Origin of the sequence: Amycolatopsis sp. GM8, assembly GCF_021653975.1 — a bacterium.
In the GTDB taxonomy this organism is placed as follows: domain Bacteria; phylum Actinomycetota; class Actinomycetes; order Mycobacteriales; family Pseudonocardiaceae; genus Amycolatopsis_E.
Genome location: NZ_JAJKFK010000001.1, coordinates 102,562 through 123,554 on the forward strand (window position 1 = coordinate 102,562; position 20,993 = coordinate 123,554).

Here is a 20,993-nt window from a genome sequence, read left to right on the forward strand (position 1 = left end):
CGACAGTCCGGCCGGTCAGCTCCGGATCAGTTTTTCCTCCGGGTCTTCTTCGAAGTCCGCGAGTTTCTCCTCGACCGTCGCCGCTCGCAGGCGCCGGGCCTTCAGCACCGGCGAGAGCGAGGCGAACGCGACCGCCAGTACCAGCGCGACCCCGTTGAACATGTCGCCGAGCCACTGCACGCCGGTGACGTACTGCAACCCCTGGATGCCGGTGGCCAGCACGTAGACGGCGATGACCGTACCCCAGATGTTGAACCGGCCCGGTCTGATCTGGGTGGAGCCGAGGAACGCGGCGGCGTAGGCGGGCAGCAGCAGCGCGGCGCCGAAGGTCAGCGACGGGCCGGACAGCGAGCAGTACAGCACGCCCGCGACGCCGGACAGGGTCGCGGAGATGACCAGCGACAGCCACCGCCACTTGTCCACGTTGACGCCGGAAAGCCTTGCCGCGTCGGGGTTTCCGCCGGACGCGTAGAGCTGGCGGCCCATCGGCGTGTGCTCCAGCAGCCACCAGAAGAACACCGCGATCACCACCAGGTAGAGCACGACGATCTGGAACCCGCCGAGGATCGTGGTCTGCGTGAGGTTGTTCCACAGGTCCGAGTCCGGCGGCAGCGGTTGCGTCTGCTTGGACACGATGGTCTGGAAGGCGCCGATGATCGTGCCGGTGCCGAGCGTCGCGATCAGCGCCCCGACGCGCAGTTTGACCACGATGAACCCGTTGATCACGCCGATCCCGGCGCACACGCCGACCGCGACGCCGATCGACTGCCACACGCCCCAGCCGTTGCGCACCTGCAGCACGGCGACGATCACCGCGGACAGGTTGACCACCGCGCCGACCGACAGGTCGAACACGCCGGTGGCGAGCGGGACGATGACCGCGATCGCCATGATCGCGCTGATCGCCTGTGACGACGCGATCGTGTGGACGGTGGACGAGGTCAGGAACAGGTCCGGGGTCCAGATCCCGAACACGAGGATGAAGATCGCACCGAGGTAGAAGGCGCTGAACCGGTCGAAACCCAGTCTGTTCATGCCGCCTCCTCCGTTCTGGCGCCCAGCGACAGATGGGACATGTTGAGCACCGTCTTGTCCTTTCCGCTGAGCGTTCCGGCGATCCGGCCGTGGCGCATCACGAGGATGCGGTGGCAGACCGCGATGAGCTCCTCGGTGTCCGAGGAGCTGACGACCACGCCCGCGCCCGCTTCGGCCGCGGCCAGGATTTCCTTGTGCAGCAAGGCTTTCGTCGCGATGTCCACGCCCTGCGACGGTTCGTCCAGCAGCAGCACCTTCGGCGCGGTGCGCAGCCACTTGCCGAACAGGACCTTCTGCTGGTTGCCGCCGCTGAACGCGGACAGCGGGCGTTCGGCGTCGGGCGGGCGCACGGCGAGCCGGGAGAACCAGCCCGCGCACTCCGTCCGTTCGCGTTTGCGCGACAGCCGCGGCCAGCGCCAGTGCTTACGCAGGTCCGCGAGCATCAGGTTCTCCCGGGCCGTCAGGTCGATCACGGCGCCGGAGACCTTGCGGTCGGGCGGCAGGTAGGCGACACCGGCACCGATCGCGAGGTCCGGACGGCCGGGCCGCAGCGCCGCGCCGCCGACGCGCACCGTGCCGACTTCGCGCGGGACGCCGCCGAAGATCGTGGACAGCAGGGTTTCCCGGCCGGAGCCGGTGATCCCGGCGATGCCGACCACTTCGCCTTGGCGCACTTCGAGGTCGATCGCGGTCACCTCCACCGACGTGAGGTTCTCGACGCTGAGCAACACCGGCGCACCGGCGCCCGGCTGCGCGCTGTGCTCGGCGTCGACCGCGTCGAGTTCACCGCCGACGAGCAGGTCCACCAGCGCGGGCCGGTCGAGGTCGGCGACGGCGCGGGTGGCGACCTTGCGCCCGTCCCGCAGCACGGTCACCGTCTCGGCGACGGCGAACACCTCCTCGATGCGGTGCGTCACGTAGATGACCGCGACGCCGGCGCGTGCGACGGAGCGCACGATGTCCAGCAGCTGCGCGACTTCCTTCTGCGGCAGGCGCGCGGTGGGTTCGTCCAGCACGAGCAGGCGCGGCTGCCCGCTGTCGTCGGGCCGCAGCGCGCGGGCAACGGCGACCGCGGTCTGCCGCGCGGGCGACAGCGTCGAGACGACGCGCTTCGGGTCGATGTCGACGCCCGCGCGTTCGAGGTCGGCGAGCGCCGTGCGGCGGGCGGCCCGGCCGTCGATCGTGCCGAGCACCGTGCGGTACCCGCCGCCGAGGTTGAGGTTGTCGAGTACGGTCTCGGTGCCGATCAGGCCGAGGTCCTGGTGCACGAAACGGCAGCCCAGCGCGTGCGAGGACGCCGCCGAGCCCGGGGTGAGCCGCCGCCCGCCGACGTGGACCTCGCCGCCGTCGGGTTTGTGGTAGCCCGACAGGCACTTGATGAACGTCGACTTGCCGGAGCCGTTCTCGCCGAGGAGCGCGTGCACCTCGCCGGGGCGGATGTCCAGGTCGATCGGCTGAAGGGCCTTCGTGGGCCCGAAGGACTTGCTCATCCCCCGCACGGACAGCGCCGGCGCGTCGCCGGTCTCCCGCGCGGCCGCGTCGGTGACCGCGACGGTCGTTTCGCCATTCGCCACGTTCGGCCATCCTCACCGGATCTCGGCGGTCGGGGACGTGCCTCGCTGCACGCCCGCCCCGCTCTCGATGGAGTGTTACACGGCACACATGCCGAGTCAACGATTACGTTGACCAGGCACCGTTCACGTCGGCAACGCGCGCGTTGATCGAGCGCGCGGGGCGCAAACTCACCGTCGCCGCGAGCAAACTCACCGACGTGGCGCGCAAACACGGCTGTCGGACGAGAGGCGCGGCTTCGTCCGGCATAGCTAGGCGAAAGTGCCGGTTTCGCGGAAGGCGCCGTTGCGGCCGCGCGGGATCTCCGCCTCCGTCAGCGGTGTCGCGACCTCCTGCGGCGTCGGGCCGATTTGCCGCGCCACCGGCCACAGCCGGTCACGATCGAGGCCGTAGACGACGCACGCGGTTTCGCCGAGGATGAGGCGTGTCTCGTCCTCGGGCACGTCGTGGAAGGTGTGCCGGATGGACTCCGGCGTATGCGGCCAGGTGCCTTCCAGATGCGGGTAGTCCGTGCCCCACAACAGCTGGTTCAGCCCCACCTCATGCCGGTACGCGACCTCGTACGGCGCCAGGAAACTCCCCGACAGCACGCAGTTCTGCCGCCAGTAGAAGCTCGGCTTCTCCGGCAGCGCCTCGGGGCTGCGCGGGTCCTCGTCGATGTCGCTGCCCGAGTACAGGAACGGCGCCGCCGGGTACACGCCCGGCCCCTGCCGCTCGGCGCGGGTGCCCGCGTCGTAAACCGTGTCGAGGTGCGTCACGAGGTCGGGCGCGAACTCGGTGCGCTGCTCGGTGAGCACATAGGTCAGTGCCGGATGGCGGTGGAAGACCCCGCCGAAGATCAGCTGCGCGAGCGCGCGGTTGCCGAGCCAGTGGTTCTCCGCGATGTGCAGGAAACGCCCCCGCCGCGCGGCGGCACCGATCGGTTCCTCACCGCCGCCGCTGTGCGTGACCAGCACGGTGCCGGTCTCCTCGCACACCGCCCAGAGCCGGTCGTAGACGTGGTCGGTGTACGGCGTGAGGTCGTGGCGCGGCGCGGGCAGATTCAGCACGCGCAGGCCGCGCGACGCACCCCACTCAGTCTCCTTGATCGCGAGATCGACGTCCCACACGGGATTCTGCAGCACGCCGACCAGCCGGTCCGGATTCACGCTGATGTGGTCGGCGAGCCACCGGTTCCAGATCACCTGGGCGGCCGAGCGCAGTTCCGTGGAAACCCCGGCAAGCCCGGCGTTCCAGCCCTTGCCCAGGAACGGCAGCTCTTCGAAGTTCTGCCCGCCGGCGAAGACGACCTCGGCGGCCACGCCCGAGCTGTCCATGTGCGCCAGGCGGACGTGCGGATCCCAGTGCCCGGCGCATTCGACGCACTCCGCGGTACCTTCAAGGCCCAGCTCGCGCAGCGTCGCGCCGGGCTTGTTCCGCGCGCGGCCCGCGTCGACGAGTTCGCGCATCTTTTCCGCGTGCACGCGGGCCTGCGCGCAGTACTCGTCGAAATCGCGAACGTACTTTTCCGGGCAGTACGGCCGCAGGTATTTCTCCGGCGGCGGTCCCGCGTGCGAATCGCTGGAAACGATCAGATAGCGCTCGCCGCGCAACGCGGCCATTTCGCGCAGTGCCGGCCTGGCCTTCCGAGGTGGGGTCATCGACGTCCTCCGCTCGACAGCGCTCGGACCTCCGACGCTAGGGCGAGAAACAAGAGTAGTCAACCGCAACGTTGACTGGGTAGGGTTACCGGAATGGACAGTCTCGACGGCAAAGTCGCCGTGATCACCGGTGCCGGCAACGGCATCGGCCGGGCCGAAGCGGTGCTGCTCGCCGAACGCGGCGCGGCGGTCGTCGTCAACGACGTCGGCCGGGACCTCGCGGACGAAGTGGTCGCGGAAATCGTCGCGGCTGGTGGCCGCGCCGAGGCGAACTACGCGGATGTCTCGGACTGGAAATCGGGTCACGAAATGGTCCGGCAGGCGGTGGAGAATTTCGGCGGGCTCGACGTTGTGGTCACGAACGCCGGGCTGGTGCGGCGCGCACCGATCACCGAGGTCACCGAAACCGAACTCGACACCCAGATGTCGGTGCTGTTCAAGGGAACCTACGGGTTGATCCACCACGCCGCCGCGTACTGGAAGCGCGAATCGGAGGCGGGCCGGCACGCGCATCGCACGATCGTCGCGACGTCGTCCAGCGCCGGGGTTCCCGGTGGCGTGCGGGAATTCTCGGTCTACGGCGCGATGAAGGCCGGTATCGCCGCGCTCGTCCTCGGTGCGGCGCTGGAGTTCCGGCCGTTCGGCGTCACGGTCAACGCGATCCTGCCGCACGCGGCCACCCGGATGGACGCGCTCGCGAAAGGCCTCGCCGAGCCGGGACCCTACGCCCCGGACGATCCCGATCCGCTGAATCCACGGCATGTCGCGAACGTCGTCGGCTACCTCGCGTCCGCGCGCGCCGCCTGGCTGTCCGGCCAGGTTTTCGAGATCACCGGAACCCAGGTGCGCCAGTGGGTCCCGTGGAGCGTCGCGGCCGAGGTGGACGACGACGTCGCATGGACCGGCGAGGCACTCGACACCGCACTGGCCACCCGCGTCTACGGCACCCTGCCGGGCGGACGCGTCATCCCGAAGAGGTGAGCACCATGTCCGACCAGGCCGAGATCATCGCCCTGTGCCAGCGTCCACACTGGATCTACGACCACGACCTGTGGGACGAGGTCGACGACGTGTTCACCGACCCCCTCGCCATGCCGACCGCCGCCGAAGCGGCGTCCGCCGGATTCGACCAGAACACCTACCTGAGCGGCTACCGGCGCTCGCGCGACGACGTGAAGCGCGGGCTGGCGACGTTCAAGGCCGGGCTGCTCACCCAGCACCTGGTGGCCGGACACCACGTGACGCTGGACGGCGACACGGCTGTGTGCCGCGCGCATTCGATCAACATCCACCTGCCCGCCGCGAAGCCCGACGGGGACGCGCTTCTCGCGCACGGCAACGAATACCGCTTCGACTGCGTCCGCACGCCGGCCGGCTGGCGGATCCGCGGTTTCGTGGCGTGGGTGCTGTGGAGCCGCGGGGACGAGAGCACGCACGACGCGACGGCGAAGCAGGCCGCCTGGCTCGCGTCGAAGTGACCTTTGTGGACGGTCCTACTTCGTGCCGATGACCGACAGGTCCGGCATCGGGCTCTCGACGCTGACCCCGCCGTCGACGCCCAGGATCTGTCCCGTGACGTGCCGCGCCAGCGGCGAGGCGAGGAACACGACCGCGTTCGCGATGTCCTCCGGCTTTCCGCGGCGCCGCAAGGGAATCGTCGCGTTCATCGCCGCGACGGTGGCTGCCGGGAGCGCGGCCGTCGCGGCGGTTTCGGTGGCACCAGGAGAAACCATGTTCATCCGGATGCCGTCCTTGCCGTACTCGCACGCGATCGACTTGACCAGATGCGCGAGACCGGCTTTGGCGGCACCATAGGCGACCATGTTGGGCGAGCCGTGCCCGGCGGTGCCCGCGTCCGAGCCGATGCTCACGATCGCGCCGCCGGTGCCCTGCTCCACCATGATCTTCAGGGTCGCCTTCAGCGCACGGTAGACGTAGCGGATGTTGACATCGAAGACGAAGTCCCACTCGTCGTCGGTCCAGGTGTCGAGCCGGTCGAAGGGCATCCCGAACGCCATCAGTCCACCGACGACGGTCACCAGGGCGTCGATCCCGCCCAGCCCGTCGCGCGCCCGCGCCACCGCGCGCTCGATGTCCGCGCCGTCCCGGATGTCGGCGACCACCGGGACGCCGCGGCGGCCCTGCGCCGCCACGCTGTCCGCGGCGGCCTTGGCCCGTGCCTCGTCGACGTCGACCACGGCGACGTCCGCTCCCGCGGCGGCGAGGCCCGCGGTGATCGCGGCGCCGATGCCACCGCCACCACCGCCGATCACGAGCACCCGGAGTCCGGGCATGATGTCGCGCGCCGTCGGCATGGCTAGTTGGTGAGCGCGGTGATGTCGCCGACCGTGTGCTTCTCCAGGTTCAGCACCACGTCGACGACCTGGTCGGCCTTGGCGCCCAAGGACTTCGCGGTGTTGGCGAACATCGCGACGCGCTCGTCGAGCGTGTACGTGGTGTCCTCCAGGCTGGAGACGACCTTCGTGAGCACGCGGCCGTCGTCGAGGGTCATGGTGACCGTCTGGTCGGCGAACCCGCGGACGCTCTCGCCCTCGGTGACGGTCACGGTGACGCGCTCGCGCGCCGCGACGTACCGCGGGTCGCGGGCGGCCTTGTCGTCGAACGCGTGCGTGTACGGCAGCTCGGGGATTCCGCCGACCAGCAGGCCCGCCACGCCCTGACGGATGCTGAACTTGGCTTGCTCGCCGCTGACGGGGTCGCGGAAGGGCGCGATGCGGTCGGCCCACGGCGGCACGACCAGTTCGATGTGCGCGATGTCCCCGGGCTCGACACCGTGCTCCCGCATCAGCTCGATCGTGCCGTAGATGGTCTGGTGCGTCAGGCCGCACGAACCGTACCGCTTCGGCGCGATGCCCTGGCTCACCAGGAAAAGCTCGCCGCCGAGGCCCGCCGTCAGCTTGTCCGCGTCGTACGGGCGCGAACCGTCGAGGCCCGCGTACTGCATGCCCCACGAGTGGGCGCCGTCGAGGAAGTCGACGCAGCTGGTGAAGCCGCGCGCGGCCATCTGTGCGGCGAGCACGCCGGTGCGGGTGGGCACGCCCGCCTCGTGCACGTGTGCCATCGAGCCACAGCCGCGGGTGCTGCCGTTGCCGAGCGGGAGCGCGGTGCCGAGCGCGTTCCGCAGCCGGTCGGCGTCGAGTGCGAAGAGCCTGCCACCGGTCACCGCGGCGGCCGCGGGCCCGACGAGCGAGATCCCCATGAAACCGCGGTCGCACGCGCCGATCCCGGACAGGCCGAGCCTGCCCTGCATCTCGACGCCGGCCACCACGGCGGCGATGTAGTCGCGGCCGGAGGAGTTCTTGAAGTCGCCGACGGCCAGCCCCGCCGCGATGGGCGGCACCAGGCCCGAGCCGGGGACGGTCCCGTAGGACTCCAGCTCGTCGGCGTGGGCCAGCGAGCCGTTGACGTACGCGGCCTCGGCGACCGACGTCTTGAAACCGCCGCCGATGATCTGTGCCTGCGGCACCGCGCCCAGCTCGCGAGCGTACTCGACGAGCATCTTGCTGACCGGCTGGTTGTGCGCGAGCACCATGTGCCCGACGGCCTCCAGGGTGAAGATCTTGACGATCTCCACCGCCCGGTCCGGCAGATCCTCGAACCTCAGTCCGACCAGGTACTCCGACAGGGCCCGGGTGATCCCGCCCTTGTCCAGGGCGACAGTGCCAGCAGTCATATCAGCGACGTTAGCCCGGCCCCGACCAGCTAGTCAACATCCGTGTTGCACTCCGGGTGACAGCTATGCAACACGCGCGTTGACTGGACCCGGCGCCGGATTCTACTGTGGGTTCCATGCCAGACGAATCAGCTTCCGCCGGGGTTCTGCACGGTGTCCAGGTGGTCGAACTCGCCGACGAGCAGGCGGCGCACACCGGCCTCGAACTCGCCGGCCTCGGCGCGGACGTGGTCAAGGTCGAGCCGCCGCGGGGCAGCTCGACCCGCCGCATCGGCCCGTTCCACGGCGAGTCCCCCGACCCGGAGAAGTCGATCTTCTTCTGGCAGCACAACCGCGGCAAGCGCTCGCTCGTGGTCGACCCGGCGAGCGCGGACGACGTCGCGACGCTGCGCGCCCTGATCGCGCGCGCCGACGTGCTGCTGGTGTCCGGCGCCGAGGCCGCGCTGCTGGAGGCGATCCCGGGCCTGAGCAAGGACGAACTGCTACGCGACCACCCGCGGCTGGTCATCGCGCGCATGACGCCCTTCGGCGACGACGGCCCGTGGGCCGGCTACCGCGCCAACGATCTCGTTCACCTCGCGCTCGGCGGGCCGGTCATGAACTGCGGCTACGACCCGCAGCCCGACGGCCACTACGACCTGGCGCCGGTCGCGCCCGCCGCGTGGCATTCGTACATCATCGCCGGAGAGCAGCTCCTGATCGCCGTGCTCGCGGCGCTGCGCCACCAGCAGCGCACGGGCGAGGGCCAGTACGTCTCGTGCGCGGTGCACGAGGCCGTCGCCAAGAGCACCGAGCTGGACCTGATGAACTGGGTGATGCGCCGCAGCCCGCTGCACCGGCAGACCTGCCGGCACGCCGCGGAGAAGGTGTCGACGGTGCCGTCGATCGCCCAGACCAAGGACGGCCGCTACCTGATGACCACGCCGCTCGGCGCGAAGAACGAGGCGAAGATCCTCGAATACCTCGCCGGGCACGGTGTCGTGGGCGATCTCGGCGAGGGCGGCAACGACGCCGGAAAGCGCGCCATTCCGGGCAGTTCGGCGGTCAGCGAGCGCAACGCCCGGGTGTTGGAGCTGATCCAGCGGTTCGTGCGCAAGTACAGCTACGAAAACCTCCCCTGGCTCGAAATGCAGGCCGCCGGGATCGTCTGCTCGCCGGTGCGCAAACCGCACGAGAACGCGCTCGACGAGCACTGGCAGAAGCGGGACACGTTCGCCGAGGTCGAGCACCCCGAAGAGGGCCGCGAATTCACTTACGCCGTCCGGAAATGGCTCTCCACCGGGCCCGACTGGGTCACCGGGCGCCGCGCGCCGCGGCTGGGCGAGGACGGCGATGCGCTCCGGGCCGAGCTGGCGAGCGGCCCGGCCGCGCCCGCGACCACGTCGCCGCGCGCGACCGGCGCGTCGCCGGATGTGCTTTCGGCGCACGGGAAACCGATGCCGCTGGCCGGGGTCCGGGTCTTCGACTTCAGCTGGTTCCTCGCCTCGGCGGGCGGCACGCGGTTCCTGTCCGCGCTCGGCGCCGAGGTGATCAAGGTCGAGTGGAAGGCCAACCCGGACACCCGGATGGCGGCGATGGCGCCGGTCGGCGGGCGGGCGGCGCGCGCGGCCGCGACGGAGCCGCTGCCCGGGGTGACCGACCCCAACATGGGCGGGCAGTTCAACAACAAGAACCCCGGCAAGCGCGGGCTTTCGCTCAACGTCCGGCACCCGGAGGGACTGGCGATCGCGAAGGCGCTGATCGCGAAGTCCGACATCGTCGCCGAGGGCTTCTCCCCCGGCGTGCTGGACCGGTGGGGGCTCGGCTGGGACGAGCTGCGGCGGGTCAAACCGGACATCATCTACGCGCAGCAGTCGGGCATGGGCACGGCGGGCACGTACGGGCGGCTGCGCGCGGTCGGCCCGATCGCCGGGGCGCTGTCGGGGGTCACGGAGATGTCCGGGCTGCCCGACCCCGCGATGCCGGCCGGGTGGGGTTACTCCTATTTGGACTGGATCGGCGCGTACAGCTTCGCGACGGCGATGCTGGCGGCGCTGCACCACCGCGAGGTCACCGGCGAAGGCCAGTGGATCGACGCGTCGCAGACCGAGTCGGGCATCTACATCGCGGGCGGCGCGATCCTGGAATGGTCGTCGACCGGCCGCGGCTGGACGCGCACGGGGAACCACTCGCCGACCGCCGCGGCGGCGCCGCACGCGATCTACCGCACCGCGGGCGACGACCGCTGGATCGCCATCGCGTGCACGACGGACGAGCAGTGGCAGGAGCTGGCGCGGCTGATCGGCGAACCGTGGACGTCGCGGTTCGCGACCCTCGCCGACCGGTTGAGCCACCAGGAGGAACTGGACCGGCTCGTCGAGGCGTGGACGCGGTCGCGGGACGGTTACGCGCTGATGGAACTGCTGCAGTCGCACGGTATCGCGGCGGGCGTGTGCCAGACGGCGGGCGACCGGGTGGACGGCGATCCGCAGCTGGCGCACCTGAAGTGGCTGACGGAGGTGGAGGGCACGAAGATCGGCCGGTGGCCGGTGGCGGAGTTCCCGGTGAAACTGGAGTGCACCCCGGCACACGCGGGCGGCCCCATCGACCGCGGCGCGCCCTGCTATGGCGAAGACAACGAGTGGGTGCTCGGGGAGCTGCTGGGCATGAGCAAGTCGGAAATCGCCCGGCTGGCGGAGGAAGACGTCATCTGAGCGGTGGCCGACCAAGACCGCATCCGAGCGGGTGGTGGAAAGAAGCGGGCGGGCCGGAACTTCTCGGCCCGCCCGCTTCACGTCTGTGCGGCCCTCAGGCCAGGCGCCACCGCACCGTCGGGACGCCGTCGAGGTCGAGGAACTCCGCCGTCACGCGGTCGCCCACGGCGGGCTTCCGCTCCCCCTGCTCCAGGCGCCCCACCAGGTACGGGCCCTCGTCGAGCTGGACCATCGCCACCGTGTAGGGAATCTGGTCCCGCAAGGACTTCTGGAAGGCCCGGTGGTACACCACGAAACTCCAGATCGTGCCGACCGGCGTGACCTCGATCCAGGTGGTCTCCCGCCCGCGGCACTCCGGGCACGAAGGCAGCGGCGGCCACCGCAGCGCGCCGCAGCCGTCGCAGCGCTGCACGGACAACTTCCCGTCAGCGGCCGCGTCGAAGAACGGCTGCGAGAGCTGGTCCTTCACCGGGGCCTGTTTGTCGGTCATGCGCCCGCCTCCGGGTCGGTGGACAGTACGGACGCGGCGGCCTTGAAGAACCCGTGGCTCGACAGGTACGCGGCGAGCTTCGGCGAGTCGAGCTGGCGCTCGTCCGCCTGCCCGCGCAGCTGCCGCACCGCCTCGACCAGATGCATCCAGCCCCACGTGTAGCTCTCCGACAGCTGCCCGCCGTGCGTGTTCAGCGGCAGATCGCCACCCGGCAGCGTGTGCCCCTCCGCCAGGAACGGCCCGCCCTCGCCGATTCCGCAGAACCCGTAGTACTCCAGCATCTGCAGCGACCACAGCGCGGTCGGGTCCTGGATGTACAGAGCGTCCACATCGGACGGTTCGAGACCGGTGGTCCGCCAGATCGCCTGCGCGGAGTCCTTGAGCCACGGGCGCATCAGGTTCTCCGGGTTGTGCTCGCCGCGGATCCCGGCGTACTCGGACATCCCCGCGAGGTACACCGCTTTCTGCGGCAGATCCGCGGCCCGCTCGGCGGAGGTGACGACGAACGCGACGCCACCGTCGGAGATCATCGTGATGTCCGCGCGCCGCAACGGGTCGACCAGGTACGGCTCGGCGAGGTAGTCCTCCATTGTCATGGGTTTGCGGAAGATCGCCAGCGGATTCTTCCGCGCCCACTGCCGCTGCCCGACCGCGAGCATGCCGAACTGCTCGTCCGTGGTGCCGTACAACGCCTTGTGCCGCCGCAGCGCGAGCCCCGCGCGGCCGGCGATGTGCACGAGACCCGCGGCTTCGGCCATGTCGGTGCCGTACATGGGCTGCCCGAAGTCGAACTTGCCGCTGCGCGCGTTCGCGCCGTACGTCAGCAGCACGGTGCTCGCCATCCCGGACAGGATCGCCATCGCCGCGAGGTGCAGCGAGAAGTTGCACGTGCCGTAGTTGAGGGTCTGCACGTACGGCAGGTTCAGCCCGAGGACCGGCCCCAGCGTCGTGTCCGCCCCCGACCCCTGCACGGACTTGCACGCGACGAGGCCGTCCAGGTCGTCGAAGCCGAGCCCGGCGTCAGCGACGGCGTTGACCGCCGCCTCGACCGCGATCTCCTCCACGGTCCGCCCGGGCAGCTCGCCCTGCGCGGTGTGCCCGAGGCCGACGATCGCGACCTTTCCCGCCACCGGATTGCGGTCAGCCATTGCACCAGCCCCGTTCCATCACAGCCCCATTTCCGCCGCGGCCTTGCGGAGTTTCTCCCGCTGTTCCGGCGCCGCGATCTCGATGACGCGCCGCGCGCGTTCCGCCGCCGACTGCCCGCGAACCTCCGCGACGCCGTGTTCGGTGGTGATCACGTCGACGTCGCTGCCCAGCGCGGTCACCGTCTCGACGCGCGGCACGATCCGCGAACGCCCCTTGGACGTCGCCGCGGGCAGCGCCACCACCGACCGGCCGCCGGGCGCGGCGACCGAGGCGCGCAGGAAGTCCACGCTGCCCCCGATCGCGCCGACGTAGCGGCCCCCGGCGGTCTCGCTGTTGACCTGGCCGAGCAGGTCCACTTCGAGGGCCGAGTTGACGCATACGAAGTCCGGCAGCGCGGCGATCCGCGCCGGGTCGTGGGTCTGCTCGATCGAGAGGATGCGCAGGTTCTGCTCTCGCGCGGCGAGTGCGAGCCCCCGCGACGAGCCGAGAACGGACCCGGCCACCGCGAGCCCGCGGTCGGCGTCCTTGGCGGCATTGGTGATCACACCGTCGCGCATCATCTCGAGCATCGTGTCGCCGATCATGCCCGAGTGCACGCCGAGATCGCGGCGGTCGGCGACGGCGGTCAGCACGGCCTCGCCGAGCTTGCCGATGCCGACCTGGACGCAGCTGCCGTCGTGGATGTAGCGCGCCACGTTCGCGGCGATCCGCAGTTCGAGCCCGGTCGGCGTCGCGCGCTGGTATCCGGGCAGCGGGCGGCTGGTGCGGACCGTGCAGGCGAACCGGTCGACGTGCACCCGAGTGTCCCCGGCGATCACCGGCACGTTCTCGTTGACCTCGGCCAGCACCACGCGCGCCGACGAGAGGATGGTCCACGCGTAGTCGGCGGTGACGCCGAGGCTGCACCAGCCGTCGGCGTCGGGCGGGCTCACCATGACCAGCGCGACGTCGGGCCGCAGCGGGCCGGTCTCGCCGAGCGCCCACGGCAGCTGCGACATGTGCAGCGGCACCAGGTCCATCCGCCCGCTCGCGATGAGCCCCGAGTTCGGGGCCATCCCCACGGTCGAGACGAGACCGACGTTCGCGGGCACCCGGGTGAGCACGTCGCTGACGCTCATCCCGGTGAACAGGCGGACGCCTTCGAGCGAGGGCGCCGCCGCCAGCAGCTCGTCGACGAGTGCGGTGGGCTCGCCGAGAACCTGGGCTACGGCAACGAGATCGTGCGGGCGCACGTGGTCGGGAATCCGGCTCACTCCTTGACTCTCGCAATCAACAGTGGTGTTGTCAACGTATGTGTTGGAAGAATCGACACACCACGCCCGCTGTGCTGGCCGCGGTCGCGCGAGAGCATCCGGACCGGACGTTCGTCATCGCCGAGGACGGCGAGCTGACCTACGGTATGACGGCGCGGCGGGTGCACGAACTCGCCCGGCACTTCGCCGCACTCGGTCTGCGGCCGGGCGAACGCGTCGGCCTGCTGCTGCCGAACGGGGCGCGCTGGATCATCAGCTATCTCGCCGCGCACGCCGCCGGACTCGTCGTGGTCCCGCTCAACACCTGGTACCGCGAGGCCGAACTCGCCAAGGTGACCGAACGCGCGGAACTGCGCCTGATCGTCACCGAGGACTACCTCGCAACGCTGGACCCTGAAGCACCGGACGGCGACCCCCTGGAGGCGCTGGAAAACGCGCCGGTCACCGGGGACGACGACGCGCTGGTGCTGTTCACCAGCGGCAGCTCCGCCGAACCCAAGGCCGTGCGGCTCACCCAGCGCGGGATCGTCACCAACGCGTACGCCGTCGGGGAACGGCAGGGCGTGCGCGAGGGCGACCGGATCTGGTTCGGCTCGCCGCTGTTCTTCGTCTACGGCTGCGCCAACGCCATCGTCAACACGCTGACCCACGCGATCACCTTGTGCGTGCAGGAACGCTTCGAGGCCGCCGCCGCGCTCGCGTTCATCGAACGGCACCGGTGCACGGTGTACTACGGCGTCGCGCCGATCACCCGCGCGCTCGCCGCGTGCGAGGACCTGGCGCGCCGGGACATCTCGTCGCTGCGCACCGGAACCGGGAACGCGACGCCGGAAGACCTGCGCCTGACCATCGAGGTGCTGGGCGTGCGCGAGGTCTGCAACGCCTACGGCCTCACCGAGGGCTACGGGCATTCCACGATCACCGCCCACACCGACCCGCCCGAAGTGCGGATGACGTCGCAGGGCACGGCCCTGCCCACGCAGGAAATCCGGATCGTCGCCGACGGCGGCCCGGCCGGCGCGGACGTGCCGGGCGAGATCCAGATCCGCGGCACCGTCACCCCCGGCTACCTCGACTCCCCGGGCGCCTTCACCGGGGACGGCTGGTTCCGCACCGGCGACGTCGGGAGTCTCGGCGCCGCCGGGCGGTTGACTTATGCCGGCCGGGCCAACGAGATGATGAAGGTCAAGGGCATCAACATCTCCCCGGTCGAAGTGGAGCTGGTGCTGGCCGGGCACCCCGGCGTCGACGACGCGTACGTGTTCGGCGTCCCGACGCCCGAGGGCGACGAGGAGGTCGGCTGCGTGCTCGTCTCGACGGTGCCGCGGACCGAGCACGGCGTGCTGGTGGCCGAGGTCCAGGAGTTCGTGCGTGCCCACGCGGCGTCCTACAAGGTGCCGACGAACGTCCGGGTACTCACGGCCGACCAGCTGCCGCTCACCGCGACCGGCAAGGTCTCCCGGCGCGCGCTGAAGGAGGGCGCGCGCTGAACGCGCGCCGGTCAGGAATCCTCGAAGATCGCGGCCACCGGATGCTCCAGCCACGCCACGCCCACCCGGGGGCGGCGTGCACGGCGGGCCTCGTCCGGCAGCGCCTCGTGCAGGCCGTTGTGCTCCGCGAGCCAGCCCGACAGGTCGCGCGGGCCGAGGCGCTGCGACTTCAGGAGAGCGCCGGCCATGGCCAGCGCCTCCGCCTGCGTGACATCGCCGTCCAGCGGGTCGACGTCCTTGCGCACGACCGAGCTCACGCCGCCGTAGAGGCGGATGGCCGTGCTCACGAGCAGCCGCAGATCGCCGACCTCGACGACCGCCGGCTGCTCGCTGGCCAGTACCTCGTCGACGAGGTGCGAAAGGGCGCGCGTGAGATGGCCGAGCGCGGCGGCGGCGTGCCCGGTGTTCGGCGGCTCGTCGAACGACTCCACAGACTTTTCCTCTCTCCGATGAGAGTTACCGGTCCACGATCACCGGGTACTTGATGTAACGCGGGATGTCCTCGACCTCGAACTTGCTCATGTCCTTCTCGAGGCCAACGGGCGGGTTGCCGGGGTCGGGGCGGACGCCGGCGGCCATCAGCTTGCGCAGCAGCTCGACGTGCGCGCCGCCCTTGCCGTCGTTGCCGACGACCACGCGCAGCCCGTAGCACTGGTGCGTGCCGAGGCCGAAACCCGCGCCGTAGCGGGGTGTGCCGTCCGCCGGGGTCGCGCGGTTCGGGTTGAACCCGTCCGCGTCCTCGCCGAAGATCTCCTTGTCCCGGTTGGCCTTGACCCACTCCATGTGCAGTTCCTGGCCCGGGAGGATGGTGGTGCCGTCCGACAGGGTGTTCTCCCGCAGCGACAGCCGGGTCGTGTACGGCGAGAAGGGGGCCCGCATCCGGATGATCTCCTGCAGGCAGTTCAGCAGGAACGCGGGATCGGTGCGGCGCTCGCGGTCCTCGGGGTGCTCCACGAACCAGCTCTGCAGCAGGTCGATGGTGTGCACGATGGACTGCGTGCTGGTGCCGACCGAAGCCGCGAACAGCAGCGTCGACTCGACGACGGCCTTCTCGTCGTCCTGCCACTCCGGCGTGGCACCCGCGGCGACGAGCTTGAGCAGGCTGCCCGGCACGTCGGAGTCTGCGATCTCGCCCGCCTCGACGCGAGCTCGCTGCTCGCGGTGCCACGCCAGCGAGGGCTTGAAGAACTCCTCGACGTAGCGCGCCTTCACCGCGAGCGCGCGCCGGTTCACCTCGGTGCGGTTCTGCAGGTAGGCGGAGCTGGTGCCCGCGGCCAGCGGCCCGGCGAACGACGCCATCAGCGCGAGGCGCTCGTCGTCGTCCATCCCGATGAGGCCGATCAGCTTGGCCGTGAAGTGGATGAAGACGCGTTCGAGGAACTCGACGAGATCCAGCCGGTACTTGCCGTCCGCGTCCGGCTCGGCGAGCCACAGCGACAGAAGCCGGTCGGCCTCCGGAAGCACGATGTCCTCGCGGATCCCTTGCAGCGCCTCGGCCCGCACCAGGGGGTTGAGCAGCTTGCGGCGCTTTCGGTGCGACTCGCCCTCGGTGTACATCATGGACGCGCCGAGGAACTCGCGGACGTTGATCTCTCCGTTGACCTCGTCCGACTTGCGCCCGGCGAACAGGTCGGCGCTGTGGGTGACCGCTTCGCGGGACCGCAGCAGCTTGCCCATGTCCTCCAACCGGTTCACGCGCGCGAAGGGGCACTCGGACCCGTCGACGTTGGTTCGCTCAGGGGTCTCAGTCATGTCGAGAACTCAACTCCTCTCTCACCTGCCATCAAGGTTCCACTCGCGACGGCCTACTGTCAACTGCTATGTTGACTGGCGTGAATCAGCGCGAGACCGACCCTGTCGTCGTGGTCGGCGCCGGCCTCGCCGGCAGCCGGACCTGCACCGAACTGCGCAAGCGGGGCTACGGCGGGCCCATCGTCCTGATCGGCGACGAGGCCACGAAGCCGTACGACCGTCCTCCACTGTCCAAAGGCGTCATCCGTGGCAAGCGGGAACCCAAGCCGCTCAAGGCGGACTACGAGGGCCTGGACATCGACCTGCGCCTGGAAACGAAGGCCGAGTCGGTCGACCTCGCGGGACGCCGCGTGCTCACCAGCGGCGGGCCGATCGCGTTCGGCAGCCTGGTGATCGCGACCGGCGCGACACCGGTGCGGCTGCCCGGCACCGGCGAACAACTGTTGCTGCGCACCGGAAACGACGCGCTGGCGCTGCGCGACCGGCTTGGGTCGGGCGCCCGGGTGGTCGTCATCGGCGCCGGGTGGATCGGCGCGGAGGTGGCGCACGCGGCGCTCGAACGCGGCTGCGCGGTCGTGGGGCTGGAGTACCAGAGCGCGCCGCTCGCGCAGGCGCTCGGCGCCGAGATCGGCGCTCGTTTCGCGGATTGGTGGGGCGGGACACTGCGCACGGGTGTGCGCGTCGCGGCCGTCGAACCGGACGGGGTGCACCTGGAAGGCGGCGAGGTGATCCCCGCGGACACCGTCGTCACCGGTGTCGGGGTGCGGCCCGCGACGGCGTGGCTGGCCGGGTCGGGACTGGAGCTGCTGCCCGCGGTCGCGGTCGACGAACGGCTCCGCGCGGGCGTTCCGGATGTGTACGCGCTCGGCGACGCCGCGGCGTGGTGGTCGCCGCGCTTCGGCCGCCGGATGGACGTGCAACACTGGGACGACGCGTACAGCGCGCCTTCGGTGGTGGCGCAGGGCATCATCGGCGGCGAGGGCCCGGAGTCCGTGCACGATCCGGTGCCGTACTTCTGGAGCGACCAGTTCGGCCACCGTATCGAGTACGTCGGCCACCACAGCGCGGACGACGCGCTCGCCGTGGACACCGTCGAGGGAGCCTGGTCGGCCCGCTGGACGGACGCGGAAGGGCGGCTCACCGCGGCACTGGCCGTCGACGCGCCGAAGCTCATTCCCGTGCTGCGCAAGGAGATCGCGGCCGTCTGAGGGTGGACACGAAGAAACGGGGCAGGCGCCGCCGGCCCCGTTTTCCGTTGTCTTGCCGGGCTTGTGTTTCCTCAGCGGCGGAGCCGCTTGCCGTGGGGCAAGCAACTCGCACCGCCGCGGGTTCTGAGGTGGTTCCTGGCGAGGACAGCGCCGCCGTGGTGTACCGGCGTACATGAGAAGGCGATCCCGGAGCCAGGGGCCGCCACCCGCACCGCCACGCAAGCCTTGTCAAACAGTCTCTATTCCTGCGGTACCTCGACGAAGATCTCGCCGTCGGTGACCGACACCGGGTACGTGGCCACCGGCTCCTCGGCGGGCAGGCCGCTGACCTCACCGGTACGCACGTTGAAGCGCGACCCGTGCTCCGGGCACTCGACGTCCTCGCCGTCCAGGTCGCCCTCGCTCAGCTCGATCTCTTCGTGGCTGCACACGTCGCTGATCGCGAACACGTCGCCGCCGGCGAGGCGCGCCAGGCAGATCGGCAGGCCGCCCACCTCGACGCGCTTCAGCCCGGCCGGCTCGAGATCGGCCAGCTTGGCGACCGCGCACCGTGCTTTCGTGGCCATCGGTTGCTCGTCCCTTCTCATTTTTCTCCGGTTCGCGGCCGGGCCTCAGCCCGCCGCCTGGCGGTACCCCGCGGGCAACGCCATCGACTTCGGCCGCAGGAAGCTCTCCAGCCCCTCCACCGCGCGCTCGGCCCCGAGGCCGGACTGCTTGCGGCCCGCGAAGGGACCGCCGCCGCCCGCGGCCGGGCCGCCGTTCACCTGCACCGTGCCGGTGACGATCCGCTCCGCGACGGCCAGCGCCTCCTCGGTGTCGTTGCCGAACACCGCGCCGCCGAGGCCGTACTTGCTGTCGTTCGCGATCGCCACGGCTTCGTCAACGTCAGCGTAGGTGATGACGGACAGCACCGGGCCGAAGATCTCCTCCTGCGCGATCTCCATCTTGTTGTCCACGTCCACGAACACGGTCGGCTCGACGTACCAGCCCTTGTCGTGCCCGGCGGGCCGTCCTCCGCCTGCCACGACCTTCGCGCCGCCGGCGAGTCCCGAGGCGATGAAGCGCTCGACGATGTCGCGCTGGCGCTCCGCCGCGACCGGCCCGAAGTCGGTGTCCGGCTCGTGCGGGTCGCCCACCTTCATCGCCGAGAGCCGCTCGACGAGCTGGCCGACGACCCGGTCGCGGTCGTCCTCGTGCACCACGACCCGGTTCGTGGACACGCAGATCTGCCCGCTGTTGCGCAGCGAGCCGCCGATCAGCGCGGGCACGTACGGCGTCATGTCGGTCCCGGGCAGCACGACCGCCGCCGACTTCCCGCCCAGTTCCAGCGTCACCCCGCGCAGCCGCGCGGCGCACGCGGCGGCGATCGCCCGCCCGCCGCCCGGGCTCCCGGTGAACGTCACGAAGTCGACGCCCTCGTGCTCGACGAGGTGGGCGCCGACTTCGACACCGCCGTTGACGATACTGATCAGGCCTTCGGGCAACCCGGCGTCGAGGGCGGCTTCGCCGATCAGATACGCGCTCAGCGGGCACTCCGGCGCCGGTTTCACCACGATCGGGCAGCCCATCAGCAGCGACGGGAAGATCTTCGACAGCTCGACCGCGATCGGCGAGTTCCACGGCGTCACGCCGGCGACCACGCCGACCGGTTCGAGGACGACGACCACGTCGCCGACCACACCGTCGCGGACCTCGCGGAACTTGATCGTGCCCGCGTCGGAGATCAACCGCTCCAGCGACGGCCGGATCCCGTCGAAGTTCTCGACGGCGAACTTGCGGGTGGCGCCCATTTCGTCGGTCTGGAGCGTGATGGCCTGCTCGCGCCGGGTCTCGAGCGCGTCCACGAACCGGCGCAGGTACGCGGCGCGCTCGTCGAGGCTCAGCCGCGGCCAGTCGCCCTCGTCGAACGCACGCCGGGCGGCCGCGACCGCGGCATCGACCTCGCCGGTGGTGGCGACCGGAACGCGGCCCACGATGTCCTCTGTGGACGGTGACACGACTTCGAGCACCTCGCTGCCCGCCGCCGGCAGCCAGGCGCCGCCGATGAAGTGGTCCTCGCGTTCGAACATCCTCGCAGCCTTTCTCGGTGGGGACTACGCCGCGCGCAGCGCTTCGAGCAGCCGGGCGAGGTCGGTCAGGTCGATCCCGTAGTAGCTCAGCGGGACGGTGAAATGGGTGACGCCGACGCCCGTCAGGCGGCGCGCGCGCTCGATCGCCCGCTCGATGAGGTCGTCGGCCGACGTGGCCGAGTCCCAGTCGGCGGTGGCGGTGAGCGACACGCGGATCCCGACGCTCGCCGGGTCCCGCCCGTACTTCTCACACGCCGCGCGGATGGCCTCGGCCGATTCGGCCACCTCGTCGTAGTCCGCGGCCTCCCGGGCGAGCCAGCCCTCGCCGAGCGTCGCGACGCGACGCGCGGTCGGTTTGCTCCGCGCGTTGCCGCCCCACCACACCGGCACCCCGCCCGGCGTCGTCGGCGCGGGCTCGCAGATCACGTCCTTGAACTCGGTCCAGCGTCCCTGAAACGACGACAGGCCGGGCGACCACAGCTCCTGGCAGGCGCGGATGGTCTCCTCGGTGCGGGCGGCCCGTTCCCGCGGCGGGATGCCCATCTGCTCGAACTCGGCCGCGTTCCAGCCGCCGCCGACCCCGAGCACGAACCGGCCGCCGGAGATCACGTCGAGCGTCGCCGCCTGGCGGGCGAGCACCGCGAACGAATGCGCGGCCGCCAGGAGAATCCCGGAGAACATCTTGATCCTCGTCGTCCGCGCCGCGATGGCCGCGAACATCACGAGCGTGTCCGAGCGGTCCGATTGCTGCTCCACCCGGCCGTGGTGGAAGTTGCCCGAACCGCCCGGATGGTCCATCTCCGCCGCGTACAGGATGTGCTCGCCGTCCATCACGTCGTCGAACCCGATGCGCTCGAGTTCGGCGACGAAGGCCGGGATCTGCCGCAACGACGGGACGTAGGACGGGACCAGCCCGGGGAGTTTCACCCCGAAGGAGGCGTCCATGTC

18 protein-coding genes are annotated in these 20,993 nt (G+C 70.7%); 5 read left to right on the forward strand and 13 right to left on the reverse strand.

Annotated elements, in window-relative coordinates:
- Positions 1–15: 15 nt before the first annotated feature.
- The 3 genes from LOZ83_RS00465 to LOZ83_RS00475 form a co-directional block, all read right to left on the reverse strand.
- Positions 16–1,035, reverse strand: a complete 1,020-nt coding sequence (locus LOZ83_RS00465) for an ABC transporter permease (RefSeq protein WP_236787749.1) — start codon at positions 1,033–1,035, stop codon at positions 16–18.
- A complete protein-coding gene (locus LOZ83_RS00470) occupies positions 1,032–2,609 on the reverse strand; it encodes a sugar ABC transporter ATP-binding protein (protein ID WP_236787750.1) in 1,578 nt (525 codons plus the stop codon). The genes LOZ83_RS00465 and LOZ83_RS00470 overlap by 4 nt, the downstream gene beginning before the upstream one ends.
- A gap of 249 nt (positions 2,610–2,858) precedes the next feature.
- Positions 2,859–4,247, reverse strand: a complete 1,389-nt coding sequence (locus LOZ83_RS00475; protein WP_236787751.1) for an amidohydrolase family protein — start codon at positions 4,245–4,247, stop codon at positions 2,859–2,861.
- Positions 4,248–4,340: 93 nt separating this feature from the next.
- Between LOZ83_RS00475 and LOZ83_RS00480 the strand changes: the two genes are divergently transcribed.
- Positions 4,341–5,228 carry an SDR family NAD(P)-dependent oxidoreductase gene (locus LOZ83_RS00480; RefSeq protein WP_236787752.1) on the forward strand — a complete coding sequence of 296 codons (888 nt, stop codon included), beginning with the start codon at positions 4,341–4,343 and terminating at the stop codon, positions 5,226–5,228.
- A gap of 5 nt (positions 5,229–5,233) precedes the next feature.
- On the forward strand, positions 5,234–5,725 hold the full coding sequence (locus LOZ83_RS00485) for a nuclear transport factor 2 family protein (RefSeq protein WP_236787753.1): 492 nt from the start codon (positions 5,234–5,236) through the stop codon (positions 5,723–5,725).
- Positions 5,726–5,740: 15 nt separating this feature from the next.
- Here LOZ83_RS00485 and LOZ83_RS00490 read toward each other — a convergent pair whose 3' ends face one another.
- Both LOZ83_RS00490 and LOZ83_RS00495 read right to left on the reverse strand, forming a co-directional pair.
- A complete protein-coding gene (locus tag LOZ83_RS00490; protein ID WP_236787754.1) occupies positions 5,741–6,562 on the reverse strand; it encodes an SDR family oxidoreductase in 822 nt (273 codons plus the stop codon).
- Between the two features lie 2 nt (positions 6,563–6,564).
- A complete protein-coding gene (locus LOZ83_RS00495) occupies positions 6,565–7,941 on the reverse strand; it encodes an MmgE/PrpD family protein (RefSeq protein ID WP_236787755.1) in 1,377 nt (458 codons plus the stop codon).
- A gap of 116 nt (positions 7,942–8,057) precedes the next feature.
- Between LOZ83_RS00495 and LOZ83_RS00500 the strand changes: the two genes are divergently transcribed.
- Positions 8,058–10,634, forward strand: a complete 2,577-nt coding sequence (locus LOZ83_RS00500; RefSeq protein WP_236787757.1) for a CoA transferase — start codon at positions 8,058–8,060, stop codon at positions 10,632–10,634.
- Positions 10,635–10,728: 94 nt separating this feature from the next.
- Here LOZ83_RS00500 and LOZ83_RS00505 read toward each other — a convergent pair whose 3' ends face one another.
- The 3 genes from LOZ83_RS00505 to LOZ83_RS00515 are packed head-to-tail and all read right to left on the reverse strand — an operon-like array spanning position 10,729 to position 13,526.
- Positions 10,729–11,124 carry a Zn-ribbon domain-containing OB-fold protein gene (locus tag LOZ83_RS00505; protein WP_236787759.1) on the reverse strand — a complete coding sequence of 132 codons (396 nt, stop codon included), beginning with the start codon at positions 11,122–11,124 and terminating at the stop codon, positions 10,729–10,731.
- The gene (locus LOZ83_RS00510; RefSeq protein ID WP_236787761.1) at positions 11,121–12,272 is read right to left on the reverse strand and encodes a thiolase family protein; all 1,152 of its coding nucleotides are present in this window, start codon (positions 12,270–12,272) and stop codon (positions 11,121–11,123) included. Before LOZ83_RS00510 ends, LOZ83_RS00505 begins: the two co-directional genes overlap by 4 nt.
- An 18-nt stretch (positions 12,273–12,290) precedes the next feature.
- The gene (locus tag LOZ83_RS00515) at positions 12,291–13,526 is read right to left on the reverse strand and encodes an acetyl-CoA hydrolase/transferase family protein (protein ID WP_236787762.1); all 1,236 of its coding nucleotides are present in this window, start codon (positions 13,524–13,526) and stop codon (positions 12,291–12,293) included.
- A gap of 38 nt (positions 13,527–13,564) precedes the next feature.
- On the opposite strand from LOZ83_RS00515, the gene LOZ83_RS00520 reads away from it, so the two are divergent.
- A complete protein-coding gene (locus tag LOZ83_RS00520) occupies positions 13,565–15,016 on the forward strand; it encodes a class I adenylate-forming enzyme family protein (protein ID WP_236787763.1) in 1,452 nt (483 codons plus the stop codon).
- An 11-nt stretch (positions 15,017–15,027) separates the two neighbouring features.
- Here the strand turns inward: LOZ83_RS00520 and LOZ83_RS00525 are convergent, their stop codons facing one another.
- Both LOZ83_RS00525 and LOZ83_RS00530 read right to left on the reverse strand, forming a co-directional pair.
- The gene (locus LOZ83_RS00525) at positions 15,028–15,447 is read right to left on the reverse strand and encodes a hypothetical protein (protein WP_236787764.1); all 420 of its coding nucleotides are present in this window, start codon (positions 15,445–15,447) and stop codon (positions 15,028–15,030) included.
- 25 nt (positions 15,448–15,472) lie between these two features.
- On the reverse strand, positions 15,473–16,768 hold the full coding sequence (locus tag LOZ83_RS00530; RefSeq protein ID WP_236787765.1) for a cytochrome P450: 1,296 nt from the start codon (positions 16,766–16,768) through the stop codon (positions 15,473–15,475).
- Between the two features lie 80 nt (positions 16,769–16,848).
- Here LOZ83_RS00530 and LOZ83_RS00535 point away from each other — a divergent pair, with 80 nt between their 5' ends.
- Positions 16,849–17,976, forward strand: a complete 1,128-nt coding sequence (locus LOZ83_RS00535) for an FAD-dependent oxidoreductase (RefSeq protein ID WP_236787766.1) — start codon at positions 16,849–16,851, stop codon at positions 17,974–17,976.
- Between the two features lie 239 nt (positions 17,977–18,215).
- Here LOZ83_RS00535 and LOZ83_RS00540 read toward each other — a convergent pair whose 3' ends face one another.
- Genes LOZ83_RS00540 through LOZ83_RS00550 form a run of 3 tightly spaced genes read right to left on the reverse strand, consistent with a single transcriptional unit; the run spans position 18,216 to position 20,990 of the window.
- The gene (locus LOZ83_RS00540) at positions 18,216–18,542 is read right to left on the reverse strand and encodes a non-heme iron oxygenase ferredoxin subunit (RefSeq protein ID WP_236787767.1); all 327 of its coding nucleotides are present in this window, start codon (positions 18,540–18,542) and stop codon (positions 18,216–18,218) included.
- Positions 18,543–18,587: 45 nt separating this feature from the next.
- On the reverse strand, positions 18,588–20,045 hold the full coding sequence (locus LOZ83_RS00545; RefSeq protein ID WP_236787768.1) for an aldehyde dehydrogenase family protein: 1,458 nt from the start codon (positions 20,043–20,045) through the stop codon (positions 18,588–18,590).
- Positions 20,046–20,069: 24 nt separating this feature from the next.
- Positions 20,070–20,990, reverse strand: a complete 921-nt coding sequence (locus LOZ83_RS00550; RefSeq protein ID WP_236787770.1) for a TIGR03619 family F420-dependent LLM class oxidoreductase — start codon at positions 20,988–20,990, stop codon at positions 20,070–20,072.
- Positions 20,991–20,993: the final 3 nt, after the last annotated feature.